Origin of the sequence: Bradyrhizobium semiaridum, from assembly GCF_020329505.1 — a bacterium.
GTDB lineage: Bacteria > Pseudomonadota > Alphaproteobacteria > Rhizobiales > Xanthobacteraceae > Bradyrhizobium > Bradyrhizobium semiaridum.
Genome location: NZ_JAGKJJ010000006.1, coordinates 32,019 through 56,783, shown reverse-complemented (window position 1 = coordinate 56,783; position 24,765 = coordinate 32,019). Strand labels below are relative to the sequence as shown.

Below are 24,765 nucleotides of genomic sequence, written 5' to 3'. Positions count from 1 at the left end.
TTGCTCACGCACTAAGTACGAGGAGCGCCGGCGACGGTCTCCGGGCCATCGTCACCCGAGTCCGTGGTGGGCGCCTGACGTATTTCGTTCCCATCCGCGCGGCTATTTGCGAACCGATTGTGGCCGAGCAACTCGGCCGCTTTCGCTTCATACTCCTCGGCCATGCGGCTTAGCGTATCGGCCGCAAAATCGTCCGCCACTGCATTGGCCAGTCGCCGGCAGCGCCGGGCCTGGGCTTGGAAATCCTCGGCGCGTGCTTCGTCTGTAACGTCTTCGAGCAGGTTCACCGCTCCCGCGAACCTGCCATCTTTGTCGAAAATCGGAGTTGGATAGGGCCGGAAGACCACGCGCGTGCCATCGGGCCGTTCTGCGACCGCTGTCACGCCGCGGATCGGCCGCCGGGTATTGATCGCGACCGCCATGGGGCATTCGGCATGGGGCAGGAAGTCACCGGCGTTGGTGTACAGGCGCCAGGTGACGCACCAGCGGTCCGCGCCGACTTGCGGACGCCGGCCCGTGAAATCGATGCAGGCGGGATTGAAATAGGTGATCACCCCATCGGCATCGGTGACGTAGATGGCGGCGGGCAGTTCGTCGAGCGCCTTACGCAGCGCTTGGTCGCCCGCCAGCACGACGGCGAGCGCGCGCTCCAGCATAGTCTCGACCGCGTCCGACATGGGCTTACCTACTTTCATGAACACCCTATCAGGTAAGGTGAGCTCGCAGGGAAACAATTGCGATGATTAAAGCTGCTCATCGAGTACATCTCGAATTCTGGTGGCTAAGTCAGCTGAACTGAACGGCTTGGTGATCAACCGCACGCCCTTGTCTAGTCGACCCTGGTGGATAATTGCGTTGCGAGCGTAGCCCGTCGTGAACAAGACCTTCAAATTAGGTTTCAAGTCGCGGGCCTGCTCGGCCACTTGGGCGCCTGTCATGCCGCCGGGCAACACGACGTCTGTAAACAACAAGTCCACCCGGCCCTGCCGTTCCAGCAGACGAAGGGCGGACGGTCCGTCATGAGCTTCCACCACGCGATAGCCAAGCTCCCGCAGGATTTCAACGGAATAGGTCCTGACGTCGTCGTCGTCTTCAAGGACCAGGATGGTCTCTTCTCCGTCGCCATCAGGGATGGTCTCAGCCGTTACGCTGTCGCTGTCGGCGGCGGCCATCAGTCGCGGAAGATAGATCTTGACCGTCGTTCCTTGTCCGACCTCGGAATAGATTTTCACATGACCTGCGGACTGCTTGACGAAACCATAGACTTGGCTGAGGCCGAGACCCGTGCCTTTGCCGACAGGCTTGGTGGTGTAAAAGGGCTCGAACGCTCGCCCCATCGTCTCCTCGTCCATTCCCTTGCCGGTGTCCGAGATCGAGATGGATACATACTGGCCAGGCGTCACCTCGGCGTAGTTGATCGCGTACGCCTCATCGATGTGGGCATTCGCGGTCTCGATCGTGAGCCGGCCACCATCCGGCATGGCGTCCCTCGCATTCACGGCCAGATTGAGGATCGCGGCCTCGAGCTCGTTGGCGTCCGCTTCGACCTGCCAAAGGCCGGCAGCCAGCACGGTCTCGACCGCGACAGTTTCGCCGAGAGTCCGGTGCACCATCTCCGAGAGGCCAGTCACCAATGAGTTCACGTTCAGAGGTTTCGGATCGAGCGGCTGACGCCGCGAGAAAGCTAGCAAACGTTGGGTGAGGGCGGCGGCGCGCCGCGCACCGTTGAGTGCCTGATTTGCGGCCCGCTTCAACCGAGGCGCATCGTCCGAAACGTTGCGCAGGATGGTGTCTAGGTTGCCGATAATTACCTGCAGCAGATTGTTGAAGTCATGTGCCACGCCGCCGGTGAGCTGGCCGATCGCCTCCATCTTCTGCGACTGCCGCAGCGCATCCTCGTTGACCCGGAGCTGAGCCGTCCGTTCCGCAACCTGCTGCTCGAGAGTAGCATTCAGCTCTCGCAGAGCTTCTTCGGCGCGCCGCCGCTCAGTGATTTCCCGTTGGGCTGCCTGGGAGAGCCTTGCGTTGTCGATCGCGACTGCGGCTTCCGCCGCCAGACCCGCAAGTCCTCTCTCCGAACGCTCATCGAACACGCCTGGCTTGCCATGGCCGAAAAACAGGCCGCCTATTACTTCTCCACTTCGTGAGACGACCGGCACGGCCAGATAGCTGCGCACAGGGAGGTGGCTCTCGGGCATGCCTTTGCGAGGCGCGTTCTTGCCGTAGCGCGGGTCTTTGGTGATGTCGTCGGATCGGACGATATGCTCGCCATTGAAGGTGGGCGCGAACACCGCGGTGTTGCGCGGCATTGGGAATTTGGAGAAGGCCTCCATCGGCGCGCCGGCCAAGGTGTAAAGCATATAGCTTTCGCCCTGCTCATTGAGCACATTGTAAAAGAACGCGCCAAACTCGGCGCCCGACAGCTCGACGCCGGCATCGGTGACAATCTGCACCAGCTTGTGGAGGTCTGTCTCTGCCGCGAGCGCGGACCCTGCTCGGTTGAGGATTTCAAGCGCCCGACGTTGTGCGGCGGCTTCTTCTTCCGCTGCCTTGGCCCTCGTGCGGTCGCGGACGATCTTGACGAAGCCCTTGATTTCGTCGTCCCGATCGCGAATTGGGGTCATTTCGCCGACTGCCCAGAGCCGGCCGCCCCCTTTTTTAAGTCGCCAACCCTCAGTACCGCCACCCAGGCCGTGGTTGCGGGCTTCCTCGAATTCACGCTCTATCTGGCTTGCATCTTCGAACAAGCGCTCGAGCGTCCGGCCCAGCATTTCTTCCTCGGTCCAGCCGAGCAGCCGGTGGGCGCCTTGGTTCCAGCTCGTCACCAGCCCGGCCTGATTGGTGGTGATGATCGCCGTGTCGGTTGCGCTCTGGACGATTTGGCGCCAGTCGGAGGCGCTGATGGCCTCTGGCTGGAATTCCGAGTTGGCGTCATTCATGCCCATACGATCCGGGGATGCTCTACCGGCGCCCACCTGCAGCGCGAAATCTTTTTGAGCACTTCCAGCAAGGCCCCAAGGGAATTCCTTACAAACTGTCCAAGTAGGTTTTGGTTCCAGATTGCGGAAAGGCGTGTTTTGGCCTGAAGCGGATGGTTCCAGACGGATTCACATGAGTTAATTCTGAAACCTTGCCGAAAGGTTAGGCCATGGAACCAGAACCGGACCACATTGGCGAAAACCTGCCGGATTGTCATGCTGTATGGAGAGAGCCAACGGTTGTCGCCGGCCGGCCGCTGCAGGACCTCGATGGCAAACTGAAACCTGGGTCACGATTGGCACCCGGAAGTCGCGGACAGGTCGAACAATCCGAACGAACATTCGGTCAATGATTCTGAGAGAATTGCGTGCGGTCCGAGCGGTTCGCCGGTTGGCAGCTGTAACAGGCGTCGATCGCGGTGTCGTCAATATTGAACGGTCGCAATCAGGTCTGTGTCGCAGCCGACAACCCGAGTTTACGGCTGGTAAGACCTGCGGGCTAGAGATCCTCTGCCGCCGCTCTGGAGACCGCGCTACGCCGGGATCTCCGCGAACGACAATTCGCAAACCAGGCCCTCCGGGCGCCAGTGGCGCGCAATGTGTCCTTGCAGGGTGCGGATGACGCCATCGACCGCGCCAACCCCGAAGCCCTCCCGCGTCGGCTTCTTGACCAGCGGGCCTCCGCTCTCCGACCAGCGCAGCGCGAGCGGGTCGGTGTCCCATCGGATCTCAATCCGTCCCGACGGGCTCGAGAGCGCACCGTACTTGGCGGCGTTCGTCGCAAGCTCATGGATGGCGACCGCGATGGCCTGCGCCAGCGAGGATGGGAGGCGGACGTCGTCGCCGACGATGCTGACCCGTCGGCGGTCACCGCCCGAGTACGGCCCGAGTTCCTCTTCGACGATGGTCCTGAGGCTAGCGCCGGTCCAACGCGACGCCGAGAACAGCCGCTGCACGTTCGCGAGCGCAGTGATCCGGCCTTGAAAGGCGGCCTGGAACGCTTCGGCGCTGTCTGCCTTGGTCAGCCGCAGCATCGCCTGGATCACCGCGAGGAGGTTGTTCGATCGATGGTCCACCTCGGCAGTAAGGAGCATCATCCGCTCCTCGGCCTGCTTGCGGGCCGTGATGTCCACCAGCATGTTCACCGCGCCGACCAGCCGGCCGCGCCCGTCGCGCAGCGGGGTCGGGTATGGCATGAAGCAGATCCGGGAGCCGTCCGGCCGCTCGGCCACGGCCTCAACGTCGCGGACGGGCCGGTTCTCCTTCAGTGCCACCGCCATCGGGCATTCCTCGTGCGGCAGCGGCGTCCCGTCCGGCCAATAGAGCTTCCAGGTCACGCACCACATTTCACCGATCTTCGGCGTGCGGCCGGCGAATTCGATGCAGGCATGGTTAAAGAAGGTGATTCTGCCAAAAGCGTCGGTGGTGTAGATCGCGGCCGGCAGGGCTTGCAGCAGGTCGCGGAACCGCTGTTCGGAATCCTTGCCGTTGCCGTTGTGCGCCGCCGCATGCCGCGCGGCGATCTCTCCGATGGCGGCATCCTCCGAATGTCCAAACAAGTCCTGCCTCGGGTCGTGAGCGGTGCGGGGAGATGGTCCAATTCCTCGGAGAGGCGATTGTTCCAGCCGTGTTTTCGTCCGCAGACCCGGAATCCAAAATGCACCGCGGTAGGCTTATTTATTCCGCAGCACCAGCGGCTGGCGTATTTCATCGCTTTTCATACTTACGTCGGTAGCCACAGGTGCTTGTCTGCTGCCTTGCATCCGACCAGCTGCTGCCCGCCGCGCCCATCGTGTCCGCATCCTCGCCCCGCGCGCGCCACCGGCTTCTCCGTGCCAGTCGTCATGTCGTGCCGTCTGGTGCTCCATCTCTGCGTCCAGCTCGGCTCCTAGCAGGATGACGATGGCGGAGATCCAGAGCCAGGTCATGAAGCCGATCGCGGCGCCGAGCGAGCCGTAGGTCTCGTTGAACTTGCCGAAGTTCCCCGCGAACGAGGAGAAAAGCCGAGCTACAAGACGGTCGCGACCGCGCTGCCCCAGGTGATCCAGCGCCACCGGGGCGCTTCCCGGCTCGGCCCGAAGCGATAGATCAGCGCAAGCGCGAGTCCGCCGACCATGAACATCGCGGGCCGCCTTGCGATGCGGGCTAGAAGATCGACCGGGTTCAAGAAGCCGACGAAGAAGGGCCGCGCCACATAGTAGGTGACGTCCATCGCTCACTCCTTGCGGCCGCGCGCCAGCGAAAGATTCCCCGCGCCAGGTCTATCAGCTCCTTCGCCCGTCTCTCGGGTCTCCAAGCCTAGCGGGTGAAGCTATGGACTACATCGCGCTGTCATCCTCCAAGGCTTCAAATCCGCCAAGTTCAATGATCTTCTCCAGGTCGCCGAGCGTGACAACACTTCGCCTCAAATCGAGGACCCCTTCGGCTCGAAACGTCTGGAGGACCCGATTGACGTGTACGACACTTAGCCCGAGGGCATCGGCCAGCTTCGATTGAGTAATCGGAAAATCAAACTGCTCGTTGGCGACCAATCCCATCGCTCCCAGCCGCTGGCGTAATTCCGCGATCAGGTAGGCCATGCGTCCAGCGGCCGATCGCGTGCCGAGGTTGACGATCCATTGCCGGAACAAAGAGGCGTCCACGAGTGTCTCCCGCCAGAGCGCCCTCGCGAGGGCCGGTCGCGATACAAGGACGCGTTCAAGCGCCTCATGATTGATGAAGCCGACCTGCGCTGGCGAGAGCGTCGTCAGGTCGTGATCCATCAGCTTCAAGGGCAAGCCCTGGAGATCGGGCATGTCGCCCGCAATATGGAACGACAGGATCTGCCGCTTGCCGGTTTCCGAAACTTTGGACCGGTACGCGAAGCCGCTCATGATCACGCAGCATTGGGTGCTGAGGTCACCTTCGCGGACGATGACGGAGTCCTCTGGCATGTTCTTCACCGGCGTCACGATGGAACGTAACGCCTCGATATTTTCATTAGGCAGTTCGGAGTGCAGCCGCAACTTGCGGATCATCATCTCGACGGGCATCCGAGATTCCTTGAAATTAGAGGCGGGGCAAAGCTATCGGTTCCGCCAGCATACGCTTGGAACGAGCTTGGGTGTCATCAATTATTCCTCGACATCAGCGCCCTCACCGCGAAACTGTCGCCTGGAATGCCTCGCTATTTTTTTCACATTCAGCATGGGCAACACCATGCCGACGAAACCGGCATAGACCTTCCCGGAAAGGATGCAGCCTGGGGGGAGGCTATCCTTACGGCTGGCCAACTCCTTCGAGATCTCGATGGCGCACTGAAGCCCGGCCACGAATGGCGGCTAGAGGTAACCGACGAGGCGGCAAATCCTGTTTGCGTCCTCCGCATATTAGCCGAACGGCACTGACCGTTTCTGTCCAGCCGACGGGCAGAGGGCCGACATTATCGAAGGTCCACGCCGGCCACGGCGCCTTCAGTGATTTGCTTCAGCCCGGAGGCCAGTGTCCGCGACCTCAATAACCTTGCGGGCCACCGGCGCAAAGCGGTCGCTACGGGCGACAACCCTATCCGTCCTAAAGCTAGGCTGAACGCCTCGGTCACAATCCCAATTTCTTCCGGCGAGCATTTGCCGGCCTTCCAGCAAGCGGCATCGTCGGCACTCACCCAGGCCAAGGTCGCTTCTGGCATTAAATCTGCTCGAGAGGAACCAAATCTGCTCGAGAGGAACCGCAATTGTCGGCGCGGGTTGAATGCAAGAAGTCCAGGTGCTGCCTGCGGCTTTTGCAAGGATTAGAATGGCCGACGAAACGATCAAGACCGCCGGCATAGCCTCACACGGCGCCTCTCGCCTCCCGTGGGTCGAGATTGACAGTTTCAACCTCGAACTCAAAGATGAGGACGAATTCCTGGGAGACCGCGCCAGCAAGGGGGCCTTCCGGGAAACTCTCGAAAAGTGGCGAAAGCCGCTGCGCAAATCTGGCGAAGATCCCTTCGGAAAAGAGCTTTCCGAGGACATTAGCAAGAAGGAGCTCGACGCGGTCCTTGGCGGCGACGATCCCGAAGCCTCCGTTGTCGTCCACAGCGCCATCGAGGACTTTGCGCAGCAGCTAGCCCGCGTAACGCGGCGGTTCCTAAAAGCCAAGGCTTGGGATAAAACCGAACGCATCGTGGTGGGCGGCGGTTTTCGGGACAGCCGACTCGGCGAACTCGCCATCGCCCGGGCCGAAATCCTCCTTAAGGCGGAAAACTTCAAGGTCGAGATACTCCCGATCCATTCTCACCCGGACGACGCCGGCCTTGTCGGCGCGCTATATCTCGCTCCATCCTGGATCTTCGAAGCGCACGACTCCATCCTTGCCGTGGACGTCGGAGGCACGAACATTCGGTGCGGCGTCGTGGAAACGCGGCGCAAGAAGGCGTCGGACCTCTCCAAGGCATGCGTGTGGAAGTTCGAACTATGGCGTCATGCCGACGACGAGCCGTCGCGTGAGAGCGCCGTGAAGCGCTTGGTCAAGATGCTTAAAGAACTGATCGCGAAAGCGGAGGACGAGAGATTCAAGCTCGCGCCATTCATCGGCATCGCATGCCCAGGCGTTATCAAGAGCGACGGCTCGATCGAGAAGGGGGCGCAGAACTTGCCCGGCAACTGGGAGAGCAGCAAGTTCAATTTGCCCGCAAGTCTCGTCGAAGCGATCCCGCAGATCGGGGAGAACGACACCTCCGTCGTCATGCACAACGATGGGGTCGTACAGGGACTTTCTGAGGTCCCCTTCATGCAAGACGTGAAGCGTTGGGGCGTACTGACGATCGGCACCGGTCTCGGCAACGCCCGCTTTACCAACCGCAATGGCAAAGGCGAACGCTGAGGTCTCGGCTGAAACGATGGCCGATTGGCCGGGTGTGAATTTCGGTCTTGGAGCCGACCAAGATCAGCACCTCAGGAAGCAGCCGGAATTTCGTTCTTGGTCGGCGTAGGCGGCGGTCAGCATCGCGATTTCGTTCGGCCCCTGGGCGACTTTTTGCCGCCATACGGTAAGGTTTCAACGGAGGAACCTCGCTGACTTCGCGGGTTTATCACCGGAGGAGGGATTGGCGCCGAGTGGAAAATCTACGGGTGTGAAAGCAGGCCGACGGCAACTGTTGAAGAGGCCGGGATTTGCCGACACTCACTATGATCTCCACACAGCTGAAGGAGGCACGTGGTGACCCAACCGACCGAAAAGGAAATCCAAAAGCGCGCCTATGAGATATGGGAGCGGAGCGGCAAACCCGAAGGTAGGGAGGAAGAATTTTGGCAGTTGGCGGAGCAGGAGCTGCGAAACGAGGATAAGTCATCTCCCCTCCGCACTCCAGACAGCCTGTAAACGAGAAGAAGCGCTGACCGAATGTCTCATTCCGCAGCAGCCGAAACCGTATTGCTGTACTTTGTGCTGCCCCTCTGGCTACTGGCCGGCTTTGCTGACTACCTTTGCCATCGCGCTTCGCGGATTGAGATAACCAGCGGTTATAAGGAAACTCTGCTTCATCTGTTGATGTTGATCGAATTGGCGATACCGCTGCTGGCGGCGATCTTTTTGGAGATTAACGCTCTTATTATCGCGACTATGATCGCCGGCTTTGTTGTGCATCAGCTGACAGCCCTCTGGGACACAACATTCGCCAGCAGTAAGCGGCTCATCACGCCCATCGAGCAGCAGATCCATAGCTTTCTTGAACTGATGCCCCTCATGGCGATGGTTATCGTGATTATCTTGCACTGGCCGCAATTCCTTGGCCTCTGGGGGATGGGATCTGAGCCCGCACGTTACGAACTCGTCCTGAAGCAAGAGCCATTACCCTGGACCTACGTGGCTGCATTCCTATTCGCAGCCCTGCTATTCGAAGTCCTGCCCTATATGGAGGAATTCGTTCGAGGTTTGCGGTCGCGGAAGAGAGCTTAGCTCGAACGCGGAGGACCATCAATGAAGGTTGCCGTCATCGGAGGGACAGGACTGTTGGGATCCGCCATTGTGGCCGAATTATCCTCGCGCGGCCATTCGGTTGTTTCCATGAGTAGAAGCGCTGGCATTGGGTGTCCGGGCGCTATCTCGGTAGATCTCAACCAGGCGGCGTCGCCCTCCTACTGGCTGCCCCATCTCGATGGCGTCGAGGCCGTAGTGAATTGCGCCGGGGTACTCCAAGATAGCCCAAGAGATTCCACGTCAATGGTTCATCATCGGGGCATTGCGAATCTTTTTACCGCCTGTGAGCAACTCCAAATCCGCCGCGTCATCCATTTCTCCGCAATCGGCGTGGACCGGCAAACCCCCAGCGCGTTTTCTGAAACGAAATTATCTGGAGACAAGGCTCTGATGGGGCGTGACCTTGACTGGATTATCTTGCGGCCCTCCGTCGTGATCGGTCGGGCGGCCTATGGGGCCAGCGCGCTCATGCGAGGCTTGGCGGCCCTCCCGGCTCTGCCGGTGATGCCGAATACGGGACAGCTCCAGATCGTCCTGCTAGAGGACGTCGTGCGAACGGTGCGCTACTTTCTAGAGCCCGGTGCGCCCACACGGACGATTGTCGAACTGGTTGGCCCGCATCGCCATTCTTTCCCCGAAGTCGTTGCGCTGATCCGCCGTTGGTACCGTTGGCCTTCGGCGCACGAGATTCGCTTGCCGAACTTTGCTTCGAGGGTGATGTACAAATTCGGTGACATGATTTCGCTTTTGGGCTGGCGGCCTCCCGTACGCAGCACTGCCGAGCGGGAGATCAGGCGAGGCGCGGTCGGCGATCTTGAAGACATGCAGCGACTTGGGCTGCGTCCAAGAGGCCTTTCGGAGTTCTTCGCCTCCGAACCAGCTTCAGTGCAGGAACGTTGGTTTGCGCGCATGTACTTGCTTAAACCAGCGATATTTATCGTGTTATCTCTGTTCTGGATCTCGACCGCCTTTGTCTCACTGGGGCCGGGCTGGGGCTACGGTATGGGCCTCATGGGCGAGGGCGGCGTCGAAGGAACGAGTGCGGGGCTCACGGTGATCGCCGGCGCATTATCCGACTTGATAATTGGGCTCGCGATTGCCTGTCGACCAACCAGCCGATACGGGCTCTATGCGGCCATCGCGATCTCCTTCACCTATGCAATCATCGGGACCGTACTTGTACCTCGCCTATGGGCCGATCCTCTAGGGCCGATGCTGAAGATCTGGCCAATTATCGTCCTGCATTTCGCAGCGCTAGCTGTTCTTGAAGATCGATGATGCTGTACTTCGTTCTCAAGTACTTACATATCGTCGGCGCCGCCGTCTTGCTTGGTACAGGATCCGGCATTGCATTCTTCATGCTTGCAGCTCACCTCGGCGGAAAGCCCTCCATCATCGCCGGCGTCGCGCGAATTGTTGTGATTGCGGATTTTATCTTCACAGCCACCGCCGTCGTTGCGCAGCCGGTCACAGGCTCGCTGCTTGTGCTGCACGTCGGTTACTCCTTCTGGGAAGGATGGATCGTTTGGTCGATCGTGCTGTATCTCGTCACGGGGGCACTATGGCTACCCGTTGTTTGGATGCAAATGCGCCTCAGGGATCTTGCCTCAATCGCAGCGGCAAAAGGCTCGCCTTTGCCTCCCGAATATCACCGAATCTTCTGGCTGTGGTTTGCCTTCGGCATTCCAGCGTTCATGGCGGTCGCCGCTATACTCTGGCTGATGATAGTCAAACCTTAACTTCAGATTTTTTGATGCGTGAATAGCAATTGCCGAGCTGGCAGGATGCTCCGCTCGCGATCGCCTGCCAGCTTGCAGTAGTTGCCGGGGATAGGGCGCAGGCCTCCGGGTATGGTCGAGCGGCTAGGAGGAGATACCTGTTAGGCCGTCCGTGCAATCCTGACAAAGCCACCAAGCTATCGCCGTTTTCACTTTGATGGATCCTGCGTTATCGGCTCAGAAACACAGATAACTCACTCTCCGCTGATCAGCCGAACGGACATGCCTTCCAAATGTCGCTGGCGTGCGGTTGCGGAAGATTCAGCGCTTCATGTGCACTGCAAGCGAACGCGGGCCGACGAGCTTGAGAGCTCAGCCGCGCGGTAGTCGTAGGAACAAACATCTCTCGGCGGAGGTTGACGAACACGTAGGTTGGACCGCGCTTGAGTCATCTAGGGAGTCCGTTTTCCGCGTGAGCAGGAATGCACCACCGAGGAAATCCGCATCCGTTTCCGACGAAACGTGGTGGCGTAATGCGGTCGTGTACGAAATCGCCGTGGTGTCATTTCAGGACAGCGACGGCGACGGACAGGGGGACTTGGTCGGCCTTCTGCAGCGTATCGATTATCTCACTTGGCTCGGCATCGGCGCCGTATGGCTGACGCCAATCTACAAGAGCCCCAATCATGACTTCGGCTATGACATTGCAGAGTTCTGCTCGGTTGATCCCCGTTTCGGCAAGCTGGAAGATTTCGATCATCTGCTACGTGCCTTGCACGATTCGGGCATGCGACTCATTCTCGACCTCGTTCCCAATCATACCTCCGATCAGCACGCTTGGTTTGGGGAAAGCCGCGCGTCGCGCAACAACCCGAAGGCCGATTGGTATTTATGGGCGGAAGCCGGTGCCAATGGTGGACCGCCGAACAACTGGCTCAGCCGGTTCGGAGGCAGCGCTTGGGAGTGGTGCGAGGAGCGCGGGCAGTTCTACTACCATTCATTTCTTCCGAGCCAGCCGGACCTCAACTGGCGAAACCCCGAGGTCCGAGAAGCCATCGCGGCTACCATGCGCTTCTGGCTCGATCGCGGAGTCGACGGCTTCCGGGTCGATGCCAGCGCCGTCTTGGTCAAGGATGACCTGCTACGCGACAATCCGCCTGACCCCGAGGCCAACGATAAGACTCCACCCCCTCAGGCCTGGACGCCTGTGTTCACGGACGACAGGCCGGAAGCCATGCGCTGCATCGAATACATCAGGGAAGTTCTGGACCAATATGACGGAAGGCTACTCTGCGGCGAGGTGCAGGGTAAGACTGGTCGGATCGGTCACTTTTACGGAAACAGCAAGCCGCGCCTGCACTTGCCGCTGAACTTCGCGCTGCTCGACTCGGAATGGAATGCGATCTCGCTTCAGGCGACGATCGATGCCTATTTCAATGCACTTCCGCAAGATGCCTGGCCGAACTTCGTGATCGGCGGACATGACAAGCACCGGGTCGCCAGCAAGGTGGGTCAGGCCCAGGCACGTATTCTTGCGATGCTGCTGATGACGATCAGGGGGACACCGTTCTTGTTTGCCGGGGACGAGATCGGCTCGGAGCAGGTCCCGATTCCGTCGGATCGGGTCCGGGACCCCTTCGAAAAGCTCGTGAATGGCTTTGACCTCGGTCGCGACCCCGAGCGGGCACCCTTGCGCTGGGACGACACGGAGGGAGGTGGCTTTACGAGTGGCGAAGCCTGGTTGCCGCTAAGCCGGGACCGCACTCGCAATATCAAAGCGCAGAAGGACGATCGGAATTCGCTCTTGCACCTCTACCGTGAACTCATTGCGTTGCGCCGGGAGGAGCCTTGCCTGCGGCAGGGAGAGTATCTGCCCCGCCGAGCCCAGAACGACGTCTTCTCGTTCGGGCGCCGGATGAACGATACGGAAATCCTCGTTGGTCTCAATATTTCCGGAGAGCCACGTCTTTGGGAGTGGAAGGGCTGTGGCGTCCGATTGTTATCGACCGGGCTGGACTGTAAGCAGGAAACGGTAGCCGGACCAATCCACCTGAAGGCGAACGAAGGAGTCATCGTCAAAGTCCGTCGTTAAGTCCGCGGTGGCCGCCGACCGGCTAGGCGCTAAAGTCCCGGCGATGCGGGCCGATGCGAGGACCCGTACAGAGCTGTCGCTTTTCGCGGCAACTACGCACGCCGGGTGCTGTTCTACGACGGCGATGCCGAGATCGCGCCCGGGCTGACGGCCCATGCCGCCGGCGGACATTCCGCCGGCCTGCAATTCGTCCGCGTCAATACGCGGCGCGGCCCCGTCGTGCTCACCTCCGACGTCAGCCATTTCTACGAGAACATGACCAGCGAGCGGCCGTTCACGACGGCCTTTCATGTCGGTGACATGCTGGCAGGATTCGACAAGCTGCGGGCCTCAGCGCCGGACGTGGTCCACATCGTCCCTGGGCATGATCCGCTGGTGATGAAATTTTATCCGGCAGCGAGCCCGAATCTGAAGGATGTTGCAGTTCGCCTCGATCTCCCGCCGACCGAAATCGCGCATTCCTAGTACGTGCCGAAGGTCGGGATCGGTGGTGCGCCTCCCTGATTTGAGTCGCAGTTGACTCCGTAAAGTCAGAGTGACCATCGGAAAACCCTTATTTTCCAAGACCTTCGCGGGATAGCGGCATTTGATTTGCCGCTCCGGTCGCCAAGTATCGAGCGCACCCGAGCGCGTCACAACCGACAATACGATGACCAGGCGCCGGCAACGTCGGCGGTGGCTCGCCTACTCCCTCTTGGCTACCTCAACTGCCAGATCGACAAGCGACCTACGAAGGCAGTGTCATGAGCAACTGAGCCGCCCGCTGCGGCGCCGCTATCGCGCCTGCCGCGATGAGTTTGCGGGAAGTTTTAAGCGGGAGGGAGATGCGGCATGACGATCCTGATCACAGGGGGCGCCGGATTCATTGGCGGTCACACCGTTCTCGCCTTTCTCGATCGGGGCGAGATTCCGGTAGTATTGGATGATCTGTCGTCCGGCTGCAGGGCCTCGGTGCCGTCTAGCGTGCCGCTTTATGTTGGCGACATCGGCGATCCGGAACTCGTGCTGCGGATATTGCAGAACCATCAGATCGATTCCGTCCTGCATTTCGCGGCCCGGATCGTCGTGGCGGAGTCGGTGATTGATCCGCTCCATTACTATCTCGCCAACACGGTCAAGACCCATGCGCTGCTGCAGACAGCAATCAAAGGGCAAATCAGGAATTTCATCTTCTCATCGAGCGCGGCCGTGTATGGCAACCCAGCGGTGACGCCGGTAAGGGAGACGGCTGATCCGGCGCCGCTCTCGCCTTACGGCAGGTCGAAGCTGATGTCGGAGCAGATGTTGGCCGATGCAGGTGCTGCCTATGGCCTGCGCTACGTGGCGCTGCGCTACTTCAACGTCACGGGCGCAGATCCGGCGGGCCGCCTTGGTCAGTCGATGCCGGGTGCCACCCATCTGATCAAGGTGGCGCTTGAGACGGCGCTCCGCCGCCGCGCATGTCTGGACATTTACGGCGCCGATTATCCAACACCCGATGGCACCTGTGTACGCGACTACGTGCACGTTTCCGATCTCGCCCGTGCGCATCTCGCGGCGCTGGATTACCTGCGGCGCGGCGGTGAATCGCGAACCCTGAACTGCGGCTATGGACGGGGCTATTCGGTCAGGGAAGTTGCCGATGCGGTCAGAACGGTTGCGGGCGTCAACTTCGAAATTCGCGAGGCGCCTCGTCGCGCGGGAGATCCCGCCTCGATCGTCGCCGATCCCGATCAACTCATGAAGCTCGGATGGCAGCCGAGGTTCAATGATCTGCCGACCATGATCGAGCATGCCTACAAATGGGAGAAGAGGTTGGTCGCCGCAGCCGCATAGCGGCAGGTGGTCCGGCGGCAGGGTCCCTCCGGCCCCAGCCACCGTATCTGCGGCTTGCATCTACGGGTCGGCCAGCTTTTCCTGCGATTTTGCGACCGCGACGCGAACGGGCTGCCCAGCCCGGTCTCCCACGACTGTGAGTTTGTCCGGCCGGAGGTGACCGCGCGGTGCGAGCTGCAGAGCCAGCCACATCCCCGCACCGAGAGCCGCGCACGCCGCAAGCCCGAGGATTAGGAACACAGGCGGGCCGGACGGGACAAGGGTCGGCTCGGCCGGGATGAACGACTGTCCTACAACCTGCCTTATACTGTCGCTGTCGGGCGAGCCATCCCGCAATGCGGTCAGCCGGTTTTCCAGAGCATTGAGTTTGGCTTGGGCGAGCGCGTGGCTCGGGTGACGTGCGCCATACACCGCTGAAAGCTGAGCCAGTTCGCGTTCGACGGCGGCCTGGTTGTCTGACAATTGCTGCAGCATCTGGCCCCTAAGATATTCCAGCGCAACTGCATTCGCGAGCCGGGTGGCCTGCTCGGGATCTTTCGTTGTCACCGTGATCGAGATCAGATAGGAGCGCGGCTCGTTGGTCACGCTGATCATGCGCATCAACTGGCTCGCGGCCAGCTGCCGACGCGTCGGCGTCGTCGTTTCCTCCAGGCCGAGCGCTGCGCGGATGAGGAAGACCAGTTGCCATACCATCGGTTCGCGCGCGAAGTCGGGATCCTTGTCGAGCTCGAGCCTGGCGACCACTGCGTTGGCCGTCGCCCGCGACCGGATGGCGCGCGCGGTGCTTTCCACCAGCGCGACTGCGTCCATCACGGCGATCGATTGCGTCTTGGTGCCATTGGCAGGCTCATCGCGAAGGAAGTTGAGCTGGATCGCGGCTTCTCCCGAATAGCGCGGGCCGATGAGTACGAGCGCGGCCGCTGCGAGCGAGACCGCAACGAGAAGGATGGCAAGAATGAGCAGCTTTCGATCCCAGATGAGCCGGAATGTGGTTCGCGCAACCTCGTCGTAGTGGGCTCGCGGCAGGGTGGCTTCGTTGTCCTTGATCTTGACCTGTACTGTCATTCGAGGTGTTCCAGGCTTGAGGTGCCCAATGCCGAAGCCAGCCGTGGCGCGAGAGCAAGAGTTCGACGAGCCTTGCGGAATCAAGCTCCGATCGCCAATGAATGGAAAGGTTGCAATGGGGGTAACCCGTGGGGATTAGGCGCTGGCGCCAGGGCGCGGCCAGCAAGTGAGCCGATCGGCACGGCGTTGCGCTGTGCGCTTTTCCGGATCACGCTCTAGCGCTGTACATCCGGTCTGGGCTCCTCGGCGTCAAAGCGCCGGCTCAAGGTGCCGAGAATGATGTCGTTGACGGCGGCCGTCACGTCTCGCAGCGGCAAGGATGCATCTACGGCATATCCATTGCGCAGCGTGCGGACGAGTTGACGATAGCGATTCATCAGCTCGACGGTTTGCTCGAACGGCAGCTCCTGTTTCCGGGCGTGGAGCACATCAGCCGGCGCGTCGAGCAGGATGACCAGATCGGGCTTTGGCAGCAGGAGCCAAATCCACCGCAGCAGCCACGCCGGACCCGCGTAGCGATAGCGCCTGGGATCAACCAATGCATCGAGGAGATGCCGGTCGTGAATGACCAGCGCGGATCGCGCCAGGGCTGGTCGAATGGAGATCCAGTAGCCCGCGATGTAATACGCCAACCAGTAGGCGAGAGCCCGGCTGACCGATGCGAACACCGAACGCTGCGGCAGATCGTGCGGCAGTACCGGAGGTCCTTCCGGACGACCGCGCCACCGGCGATACAGCGCCGGCGGAAAGAACAGGCAGCGCGTGCTCGAAAATGCACCGTCCAATTCCTTGCCTATCTGGCTGATCACTGACGATTTGCCGGCGCCATCCGGCCCCAGGAATATGACCTCCATGCCGCCCTTCGGCCAACAAATGCGGCTCCCCCGTCGGGCCAGCCGTGTGAACTGATCGCGGACAGGTTCGAGCGGTCGTCTCAGCGCTGTTCGCCGCTGGAGTTCGCTGCGAAATCTTGGAAGGCCGTTCTGAACTCCCTTCCAATCGCCGCGTTCTATCGCGCTTCGGATTTCTGCGGCTGTCGCCGGACTCCAGAAGCGCGAAATCTCCGCGGCGCAGCCGCGCGGATCCTGTCGGTAGAGATCGCCAAACCTTCGCGCATTGTCGTCGGAGATCGAACCCTTGATGACCCTGCGAACCAGATGGCAGCCGAATGCGAGCCGCACCGCAGGAATCCAGAGTTCGCCAAACCGTCGCCGCCGGCCGAGGATTTGCTCCGCACTGTAATATCGATGCCCATTCAGCTCGTAACCGTTACCGACGTGAAGGTCGACAAAGCATGGAGACCTGTCGGCGTTCCTGCCCGCGAGGACGATGTGCCCCGACAGGCAGCGTATGACATCCGCGCCAATTGCCCTGCGGTGGTGTTTGAGCAGATTCGTGAGCCGTTCAGGACTTACATCGATCGGCACGATGCAATCGACATCCGACGTGACGCCCTGGGCCAGGTCTTCGTAGCCGTGAGTGATGCAATACGGGATGTCGGCGGTCTCGAGCGTTTCCAGAACGGCAGCAAGTATGCTCCACGATCGATCGAGGGGAGCCACCGGAATTGGCGCAGGGCTATGCAGCATGGCGAATTCCGACGGCACGCTGGTAGATCGCCATGAGCATGTCATGATTGGTTTCGGCGATGAAGTTCTGTGCGAACCTCTCTCGGGCGGCACCTCGCATCTGCGCTAATTCGGATGGATGCGCGAGAAGTCCTCCGACTTTGGCGGCGAGATCGTCCGCATCTCCGGGTTCGAAATGCAGGCCGGTACGGCCGTCCTCGACGATCTCGGCCATGGCGCCCAATCGCGACGCGATGACCGGTGTACCTTTTGCAAAAGCTTCGACGGCGACGCGCGGAAAATTCTCATAGCAGCGCGAAGTCAGCAGCAGGACGGCCGCTTCGCCAAGCAGGCGGTGAACGAAATCGAGCGGCTTGTATCCCAGCCACTCGATCCGGCCGTCCGCAGCCGCCGCCTCGCGCACCTGCTGCGCCAGGGGGCCGTCGCCGACAATCTTCAGCTGAATGTCATCGCGCAAGCGCCGCCAGGCCGCGAGCAGCGTCTCAATGCCTTTCTCCTGCGACAATCGCCCTACGAACAGTGCGAAGCGTCCGTTGCCGTTGCCCGGGCCGGGATCCGGGTAGACGAAGTTGGGCTTGACGGTGATCTTGTCGGCGGGCAGTCCGCCTTGGAGCAGCTTGCCTCGCGAGAACTCGGACAGGGCGATATAGACGTCGACGGCCTTCTGCCAGGTCCCCAGCAGGCGATGCGTCGCAACCATGGTCGCGGTCGCGCTGCTTGCGCCGAGGCTGTTGCGATAGCACTTGTGCAGGATGCCGGGCCATGGCACCGCCTTTCCCAGACAATCCTCACAAACCCGCCCGTCCCGGAACAAGACCGCATTGATGCAGCAAAGCCGGAAATTGTGCAGGGTCTGGACCACCGCGGCGCCCTCGGCGCGAGCAGCCCAGTAGGCGGCGGGCGAGATCAGCGGAAACGTATTGTGGAAGTGAACGATCTGCGGACGATGCGTCCGCAGCAGTCGTGTCAGTTCAAGCGACGACGACCGGTTCCAGATCGTGCGCGAGGCGAGCGCAAGGCGGTTCATTGCATCGATCGCGTTGTTGTGCAGGCTGAACTGCGCAACTTCATGCCCGAAGGAGCGGAGCATGGCCACTTCGACGGCGACCTGTTCATCCTCGCCGCCAGCCTGCTGGTAGTAGTTGTGCGCGACCAGGATCCTCATCGCGGCCGGATGAGGAGTCCGGTGGCGCTGGCCGCCATCAGCCGCGTGCGTCAGAACGGAGTTCATCGCTTGATCCACCCATGTCGGCGCGCCGGTCTCGCATCGCGTCATCGTGGAGTCCGGACGTCGAGGATATCCGGGCTAGCTCTGCATTCGTGAGATTGGGCGCGTCGCCCGCCACGTCGCGCATCAATCGCAGAACGTCATCCAGGCGGCGCCACTGGCTCGAGTCACGTAGCTCCCATGAGTGGCCCCAGAGATGGAAAACACCGCCGCGCTCGATCGCCTTGTTCAACAGGGATCGCGCCAGTTGCGACCAATCTGCCGATCGGCCATGAACGAGGAATCGCCACAGGTTGGCGAAGGCCATCCGCTTGACGGCGTTTCTGGCAAACGCGGCCAGGCCATGCGGATAGGCTTGAACCGTCGTCGGCATCAAGGCGAGGCCGGCGCGCCGTCTCGGGAGATCAAGGGACCCCAGCTCGACCGTGCGCAGACCGACGAAGCCGGCCTTGCGGATCATCTTGAGATGCGAGCGCAGGAATGCGCCTGTTGGCGGACAGAACATGCTGCATTGTCGCCCGGTCACATCTTCGAGCCAGGCTTTCGATCCCACGATCTCCTGCCACGCCAGTTCATCGGTCACTTCGGTGAGAACCGTGTGGTGGATCGTGTGCGCACCGATCTCAAAAGCCGAGTGAAGGTCTCGAATCTGCGCCGCCGCCATCGTGCCGTTTTCGGCGGTCATCGGCACGTAGAACGTGCCGGTCAGGCCGTGCTTGCTCAGAAGCGCAGCGATGCGCAGATCGAGGGGGTGGCCGTCGTCCCAGCTCGTCGTGATGTATGTTGCCGACTGCGTCACTGACGCCTCGCCAATTGGTCGGCCAGCGGTGCACACGTCGCCGGTACGCATCGCGCTCTCAATCGCCCGAGCGTTGCGTCGATGCGTCGCGCAGCGAGCCAGCGAAGCGCTCGGCGCCAAAGTCCTCGCGGCGAGAGGGAGACATCGATCGTTTCCAGATGAAACCGGGCAATCGCCTGGATTTCATCGATCAGGTGCAGCCTGTTTTCGTGTCCCGTCTCGGACTCGAGGAAGACGCACAAGACGCGTTCCGCAAGGGTCAGCCTGCGATCGCGGGCGACCGGGCCAATCGAGTCGCTCTTAACCTGCATTGCGACATCGTAGAGCATGTAGCCGAGGTCGTACGACGCGGGATGCCAGCGGGCTGCTCCGTCGCCGCACGGAATCAGCGGCGGCATATCGAAGTCGACAAATGAAATCTGTCGCGTCGTCGGCTCGAGCAGAATGTTGTCGAAATTGAAATCCCCGTGCGATTGACCGGCGCGCCAGTATTCGCTCATGGCAGCGATGATGGCCGGCGGCACCATCGCGGCGAGGTCATGTGCGAGGTCGCCGCCGGGTCGCAGATATCGGCTCACCTTCGTGCCAGGGACCATGGTCATGACGAGCGCGAGCGGCGACCGGCACACGTGCAGCGGGATCGGGGTGGAAATCCGCCAGCCATCGAACGTGCGGCCGCTCAGTGCCGCATGGGCGCGGGACATCGAGTCGAACTGTCGGCATACGAACTCACCTTGCGTGGGCGAGGCCAGTCTGTACAGCTTGATGACGACGGGATCGCGGGTCTGGCTTTGATCCTGGTTCCTGGACTCGGCGACGAAGACGGTGGCCTGCTCACCCTGGTCGAGCGGTCGGACCCGCCAGGTGCCGTCGGATGTGCCTTGCGTGAAGTCCCTAAGGGCCTGAACCGCCTGACCGAGGTTCGACGACGGAGCTGTCGTCTCAGCCATGCCGGCGCGCGTCTCTTGCGCTGGACGGGCCAACGTGAGCGCGATCCACCGTCCGACCGATCGGATCACGGTGCCCGGCAGGAATCCGCAAGCGGCCCTGACCAGTCCCCATGCATATGCCGGATGGGATGCCAAGAGCGTCTGGCTGTCGCATCGTGCGGCTCCTCTCGGCGTGAGCCTCTCCGTTGCGCTCGGCGTGCGCGAGGAGAGTGTGTCGGGAACGGCGTCACTTGCGGTCGGGGGAGTTCTTTTCAGTGTTCAATCCTGTTCTTGTCGTGTCCGGGGATGCGTGGCGCCTTTGGGCGCATTGATCGCGAGCCAAGCGTCGGCGGCCAAGTGGACGCCGGAACGAACAGGATGGAAAGCAGCAAGTCGGGGTAATCCGTAAGGGCAGGGCGCCGGCCTCCGAGGACCCTGCGGCCGGTCACGACAAATCGCATGCGACCGTAATGACGTTGCCCGCGGTGGATCCCAAAAGCGCCAGCGCGAAAGGCAGCGCCAGAAGCGCGAGCAAGCGAAACTAGGCTTTCTTGCTTCTGGCGCCAAAGTGAAGGAGTTTGTTGGTTCGCCTGACACGCAGCAGGACCTTCCCGCCGTTTCTCCGGGCCGTGCGTGCCGCGACCCGAAGCAGCAGGCGCACGCCCATTGCCAGAAACGGGACTGGATCGTCCCAGCTCCACCAGGCCAGTTCGCGGGTCCCGGCAAGTGATTTTCGCCACGCCTGGACGCTCAATCTGCCGCGGCGTGGGTAGGTGAGGGACGCAACCAGGTCATAGAGCTCCACGACGAACGTCCGGCCTTCGATCATTGGAGACCTGCGGATCTGCCGACCCGTGAGGTCGAGATGGAGCGCGCGGACGACGTCAATACCCTCGCTGGTTTCGAACATTCGAAAATTCGCGCCAACGCGCGGGTTGAAGTCGACGAGCTTGTATTGACCGTCGCGCTCGTCGCGACGGTAGTCGAGATCCATGATGCCGGAATAGCCGATGTCTCGCAGCATCACCCCGGCCTGTTCCTCGAGACGATCATTCCGGATCGACACGCCCAGCGTGGTGGGGCCTGCAAAGGGTGGATAGGATCGCAGCTTCCTTCCAGTGAAGCCGACGAGGGAGTCCGTTTCGGCATTGCGATAGCCGTGAAAGATCCAATCCTCTCCAGGAATGTGTTCTTGCAGGATCATGTTCGGGCGGCGAAAGAATTCCGGCGGCCCGCAAATTGCACGGAGTTCTTCCGGGGTTCGCACGATGAGGCTGCGGTAGCAATTGTGCAGTGGCCGCGAATGGTCCGCGGCCTTGACGATGATGGGGAATGTCGTGCGCTCGACAAACTCATGCACCTCTTCGAGAGAGGTGGGAAAGGCAAAATCAGGACAGGGTATTCCGGCCCGTCGGCACAGTGCGTACAAGCTCATCTTGTCGGCCAGCTGGCGAGGAAGCTCCGCCCGCAGATGCGGGAACAGAAAATGATCGCTCAGGTGCTTCGCGTGCTCCGCGATGAACACAGCCGCGTTGTCATCCGTCGGGAGCAGGATCGTGGGGCCCTTCATGCGTTCAGCGATCGAACGCAGGCAGTTCAAGACGTCATTGGCATCCGTGGTCCGGTTGACAAAGGTTCCGGCCAGATGCCGGCACATCGCAAGCGGGGTGTAGCGGTCCTCGACGGTTGCATAGACCGGGATACCCAATCGGCCGAGGCTTCGAGCGATGCCGATGGCGCCATGGTGAATGACGTACTCGCCGATCCTGAACAACAGCACCGAAACTTTTCTGTCCACGTCGGCCGATGTGAGCATCACAAGCTCGAGCTAGCCGCCCGCCTCCAGATTGTCGTACTTGGCGATGCGGGCGGATCGGATTGCCGGCCTGCTGTCTCGTTCCGCGGCTGCGATCTGCTCGGATATGCGCCGCGCCGTGAAGCTCGTGCCATGGATGAACCGCATGGCGGGACCAAAGGAGTAGGTACTGGCCAGCCCGGTAAAATACAGTCCAGGCACGGACGATTCGAAATCCGAGCTGAGCATCGGCAACTGCCGCTCAACGCGAAGCCGGGACCTGAGATCGTCGCTGAGGAATGGCAGTCGATCGACCTGGAAAGCGTAACCGGTGGCAGCTATCACGTGATCGGTGACCAGATGATCCGGGCGGCCACCGGGATCGGAGACATGCAGCACGGCACGGTCGCCTCGGGCCTCGGCGCCACGCACCGAGTGACCGAGCAGGATCGGCAACCCGGCGATCCTGTCTCTCAACCACCACGCGCCTGCGGGGCCAAGCACATGCTTTGCTCTGTCGTGCCGGATTCGTTGAGGCAGATAGCGGAACATGTGGGGAAGATTGCTGTACGCCCAGAGTTGGAGCCCGTCTCCGAGGCCCGTCCTTGGACGCGCCAGGCGCTGATACAAGGTTAGGCGATCGCCGCTCGGCGACGGGTTCCATGCGAGCGATGGCTTGCGAACGACGAGGCGGACGCTTGCACCTGCTTCATGCAGCAGCGCCGCTGCTTCGAGGGCGGACTGTCCGCCGCCGATCACCGTGACGTCCCTGCCTCCAAACTGACTGAGGTCGTGATGCTCCGCCGAATGCGATCGCAGGTGCGCGGGCAACTGGCTCAATTCCGGCGGCACGAGGGTCATATGCTCCAGGCCGGTTGCGATGATGACCCGCTCAGCGTTCAATCTCTCACCGCTGCTCAACTCCAGCCGGAAACTATTGCGCGACTTGCTGACCATGGTCACCATCGCGCTTTCGACGTTGGGTACGAGCGCCCGCTGAAATGCCAGCGCATATCGGACAAAATCCTCTCGCGAGATCGGCAGACCCCATTCGCTATACGGCAGCGCGTGCTCGGCGCAGTATCGGCCAAGCGTTTGGTGACCCGTCGGATCGGAGAGGCTCGAGGCGCAACCTTCGGACTTCAGGAACATCCCAATCGGCATTTGGGCGCGCCATCGATGCATCGAGATGCCGAAGATGCGGAAATCTATCCCCTTGGATTTCAGGTGCGCGGCGACTGAAAGGCCGTAGGGTCCGGCGCCGATGATACAAACCCTTACAGGCGACAGGAGGTTCATTGCGTTATTCCTCCGAGATGCGTCCATCCATGGCGCCGCTCAGGCGTCTGGCGGTCGAAAAAGCTCCATTCACAAATGATGATCAGCGGGCCGTTCGGCCTCGGTTGCGGGAAAACCCGATTGATGGACATCGTCGCGGCACGCATTCCGCCGGGGAACGAAGATCAGGAACGCGATCCACCTTCCAAGCGAGCCGGTCACGCTGCCAGTCAAAAATCCGTAAGCGGCTCCCGGCAGTCCGCCTTCGATCATCAGATACCAGACGAGAGCCACCGTCACGCCGGCGCCCAGCGAACTGGCCCCGAGAAGCGCCTGGGGGCGCTCCATGGCCAGCAACGCATTGGTCGCGGGCATGCCGAGCGCCGAGGCGAGCAGTGCTAGCGCCAGCACGAACAGGGTATGGGCGTGATCGGCATACTCCTCGTTCGAGTAGAGCAGGCGCATCACGTCGTCGCCCAGAAAGAAGATCGCCAGGCAGAACAGCATCATCGCTCCGCCCAGCAACAGCAGATCCTGCGCTGCCTCGCGACAGAGCCGCGGGTGGCCGCCCTCACTCAGGGCCAAAGCAGCCTTCGGAGCCAACGTGTTGCCGATCCCGATGATGAACGGATTTGCAAAGAGGACGATGCTCATGCACGCGGCATAGATTCCCGTCGCCGTCGGGCCGGCGATCAATGCCAACAGCCAGTACGGGATGCTTGCCTGAACGCAGATGGTTATCTGGATTGCGAAGAGCCATTTTCCCAGGTCCCAGCCATGTGTGATCGCTGCCGACAGCTGATTCGTGCGGATCACGAAATTGCTGCGGTTGAGGCATAACCAGACGCTGCCGGGGAGTGCGCAGGCGATCCCGATGGCGATATATGCGCTCGCCGACGACATTCTCCCGGTCCATCCCAGCCAGCACAGCGCGACCAGCTGGATCGCTGCGACCGCGACATCGAGGATCAATGCGCGATTCATCTGCAGATGCGCGAAGGAATACCGCCGCCCGAAATCGCGCAGCAGCGCGAACGGCGTGACGATTGCCAGCGCCCAGGTCATTGCAACCAGTTCAGGCGCCGCCCCGTAGACGGACAGAGCCAGCGCGGTCCCTGAAGGAACGATCAGGCCGAGCGCCGAAAGCAGGCCGGATTGTACCAGCGAACCGCCGGCGTGCTCGGTCGGTGTGCCGCGCGGCAGATGCCGCTGGATCGTATATGGCAGCGCGATCAGCGAGTCCTGGATCGCAACGATCGAGATCAGTATGGAGATTCCGATCGCATAGAGGCCAAGCTCCCTGGGGGAGGTCCAGTGGCCGACCAGAACCGTTGTCGCAAAGCTGACGCCGCTGACCACGGCCTGGTCCGCGAGCCCCAGCGCGTGTGTGCGCCACTTTTGCCAGGCGATGCGCAGCACCGCGACCGACCACCATTTTGTCTGCCCTGGCATCGGTCCCGGTCGAGCGGATGGGACCGGCGAGGGCACCGGTGCTGCCGCCGCCATCGGTACGCCGCATTTCGAATTGCGGTCCAAGCT

General features: G+C 61.4%; 22 protein-coding genes and 1 pseudogene. 9 read left to right on the top strand and 14 right to left on the bottom strand.

The window, feature by feature from the left end; all coding sequences use genetic code 11:
- Positions 1–11 precede the first annotated feature (11 nt).
- The 6 genes and pseudogenes from J6500_RS09075 to J6500_RS09055 form a co-directional block, all read right to left on the bottom strand.
- Positions 12–677 carry a PAS domain-containing protein gene (locus tag J6500_RS09075; protein ID WP_225712357.1) on the bottom strand — a complete coding sequence of 222 codons (666 nt, stop codon included), beginning with the start codon at positions 675–677 and terminating at the stop codon, positions 12–14.
- A gap of 66 nt (positions 678–743) precedes the next feature.
- On the bottom strand, positions 744–2,939 hold the full coding sequence (locus tag J6500_RS09070; protein WP_225712356.1) for an ATP-binding protein: 2,196 nt from the start codon (positions 2,937–2,939) through the stop codon (positions 744–746).
- Positions 2,940–3,511: 572 nt separating this feature from the next.
- A pseudogene (locus tag J6500_RS09065) lies at positions 3,512–4,462 on the bottom strand (sensor histidine kinase); the annotation flags it as partial.
- A 189-nt stretch (positions 4,463–4,651) separates the two neighbouring features.
- Positions 4,652–5,032 (bottom strand): YihY/virulence factor BrkB family protein, encoded by a 381-nt coding sequence (locus J6500_RS32180; protein WP_376707779.1) that lies wholly within the window; start codon positions 5,030–5,032, stop codon positions 4,652–4,654.
- Positions 4,987–5,190, bottom strand: coding sequence for a hypothetical protein (locus J6500_RS32175; protein ID WP_376707778.1), 204 nt, complete (start codon positions 5,188–5,190; stop codon positions 4,987–4,989). Before J6500_RS32175 ends, J6500_RS32180 begins: the two co-directional genes overlap by 46 nt.
- A gap of 106 nt (positions 5,191–5,296) precedes the next feature.
- On the bottom strand, positions 5,297–6,010 hold the full coding sequence (locus J6500_RS09055; protein WP_225712354.1) for a Crp/Fnr family transcriptional regulator: 714 nt from the start codon (positions 6,008–6,010) through the stop codon (positions 5,297–5,299).
- Between the two features lie 126 nt (positions 6,011–6,136).
- Between J6500_RS09055 and J6500_RS32170 the strand changes: the two genes are divergently transcribed.
- The 9 genes from J6500_RS32170 (at position 6,137) to galE (ending at position 14,543) form a co-directional block, all read left to right on the top strand.
- Entirely contained in the window at positions 6,137–6,364 is a 228-nt protein-coding gene (locus J6500_RS32170; protein ID WP_376707777.1) for a DUF6894 family protein, read from the top strand.
- 388 nt (positions 6,365–6,752) lie between these two features.
- Positions 6,753–7,823, top strand: a complete 1,071-nt coding sequence (locus J6500_RS09050) for an ROK family protein (RefSeq protein WP_225712353.1) — start codon at positions 6,753–6,755, stop codon at positions 7,821–7,823.
- A gap of 333 nt (positions 7,824–8,156) precedes the next feature.
- Positions 8,157–8,321, top strand: a complete 165-nt coding sequence (locus J6500_RS09045) for a DUF2934 domain-containing protein (protein WP_376707776.1) — start codon at positions 8,157–8,159, stop codon at positions 8,319–8,321.
- Between the two features lie 21 nt (positions 8,322–8,342).
- A complete protein-coding gene (locus tag J6500_RS09040) occupies positions 8,343–8,897 on the top strand; it encodes a hypothetical protein (RefSeq protein WP_225712351.1) in 555 nt (184 codons plus the stop codon).
- A 21-nt stretch (positions 8,898–8,918) separates the two neighbouring features.
- Entirely contained in the window at positions 8,919–10,196 is a 1,278-nt protein-coding gene (locus tag J6500_RS09035) for an SDR family oxidoreductase (RefSeq protein ID WP_225712350.1), read from the top strand.
- Complete coding sequence (locus tag J6500_RS09030; RefSeq protein ID WP_225712626.1) at positions 10,196–10,657, top strand: DUF2269 family protein; 462 nt, start codon at positions 10,196–10,198, stop codon at positions 10,655–10,657. The genes J6500_RS09035 and J6500_RS09030 overlap by 1 nt, the downstream gene beginning before the upstream one ends.
- A gap of 451 nt (positions 10,658–11,108) precedes the next feature.
- Positions 11,109–12,728, top strand: coding sequence for an alpha-amylase family glycosyl hydrolase (locus tag J6500_RS09025; protein ID WP_225712349.1), 1,620 nt, complete (start codon positions 11,109–11,111; stop codon positions 12,726–12,728).
- 105 nt (positions 12,729–12,833) lie between these two features.
- On the top strand, positions 12,834–13,193 hold the full coding sequence (locus J6500_RS09020; RefSeq protein ID WP_225712348.1) for an MBL fold metallo-hydrolase: 360 nt from the start codon (positions 12,834–12,836) through the stop codon (positions 13,191–13,193).
- Positions 13,194–13,559: 366 nt separating this feature from the next.
- The gene (gene galE / locus J6500_RS09015; RefSeq protein WP_225712347.1) at positions 13,560–14,543 is read left to right on the top strand and encodes a UDP-glucose 4-epimerase GalE; all 984 of its coding nucleotides are present in this window, start codon (positions 13,560–13,562) and stop codon (positions 14,541–14,543) included.
- A 60-nt stretch (positions 14,544–14,603) separates the two neighbouring features.
- On the opposite strand, the gene J6500_RS09010 is transcribed toward galE, so the two are convergent.
- From J6500_RS09010 to J6500_RS08975, 8 genes are all read right to left on the bottom strand, one after another.
- On the bottom strand, positions 14,604–15,608 hold the full coding sequence (locus J6500_RS09010; RefSeq protein ID WP_225712346.1) for a Wzz/FepE/Etk N-terminal domain-containing protein: 1,005 nt from the start codon (positions 15,606–15,608) through the stop codon (positions 14,604–14,606).
- Positions 15,609–15,823: 215 nt separating this feature from the next.
- Positions 15,824–17,197, bottom strand: coding sequence for a nucleoside/nucleotide kinase family protein (locus tag J6500_RS09005; RefSeq protein WP_225712345.1), 1,374 nt, complete (start codon positions 17,195–17,197; stop codon positions 15,824–15,826).
- On the bottom strand, positions 17,187–18,428 hold the full coding sequence (locus tag J6500_RS09000; protein WP_225712344.1) for a glycosyltransferase: 1,242 nt from the start codon (positions 18,426–18,428) through the stop codon (positions 17,187–17,189). Before J6500_RS09000 ends, J6500_RS09005 begins: the two co-directional genes overlap by 11 nt.
- Entirely contained in the window at positions 18,400–19,224 is an 825-nt protein-coding gene (locus J6500_RS08995; RefSeq protein ID WP_225712343.1) for a polysaccharide deacetylase family protein, read from the bottom strand. The genes J6500_RS09000 and J6500_RS08995 overlap by 29 nt, the downstream gene beginning before the upstream one ends.
- Complete coding sequence (locus tag J6500_RS08990; protein WP_225712342.1) at positions 19,221–20,174, bottom strand: BUD32 family EKC/KEOPS complex subunit; 954 nt, start codon at positions 20,172–20,174, stop codon at positions 19,221–19,223. Before J6500_RS08990 ends, J6500_RS08995 begins: the two co-directional genes overlap by 4 nt.
- A 520-nt stretch (positions 20,175–20,694) precedes the next feature.
- Complete coding sequence (locus J6500_RS08985; RefSeq protein WP_225712341.1) at positions 20,695–21,969, bottom strand: carboxylate--amine ligase; 1,275 nt, start codon at positions 21,967–21,969, stop codon at positions 20,695–20,697.
- 12 nt (positions 21,970–21,981) lie between these two features.
- Positions 21,982–23,247: an NAD(P)-binding domain-containing protein gene (locus J6500_RS08980; RefSeq protein WP_225712340.1), complete on the bottom strand. Its 1,266-nt coding sequence runs from the start codon at positions 23,245–23,247 to the stop codon at positions 21,982–21,984.
- Positions 23,248–23,316: 69 nt separating this feature from the next.
- Positions 23,317–24,762 carry a lipopolysaccharide biosynthesis protein gene (locus tag J6500_RS08975; RefSeq protein WP_225712339.1) on the bottom strand — a complete coding sequence of 482 codons (1,446 nt, stop codon included), beginning with the start codon at positions 24,760–24,762 and terminating at the stop codon, positions 23,317–23,319.
- Between the last annotated feature and the right edge of the window lie 3 nt (positions 24,763–24,765).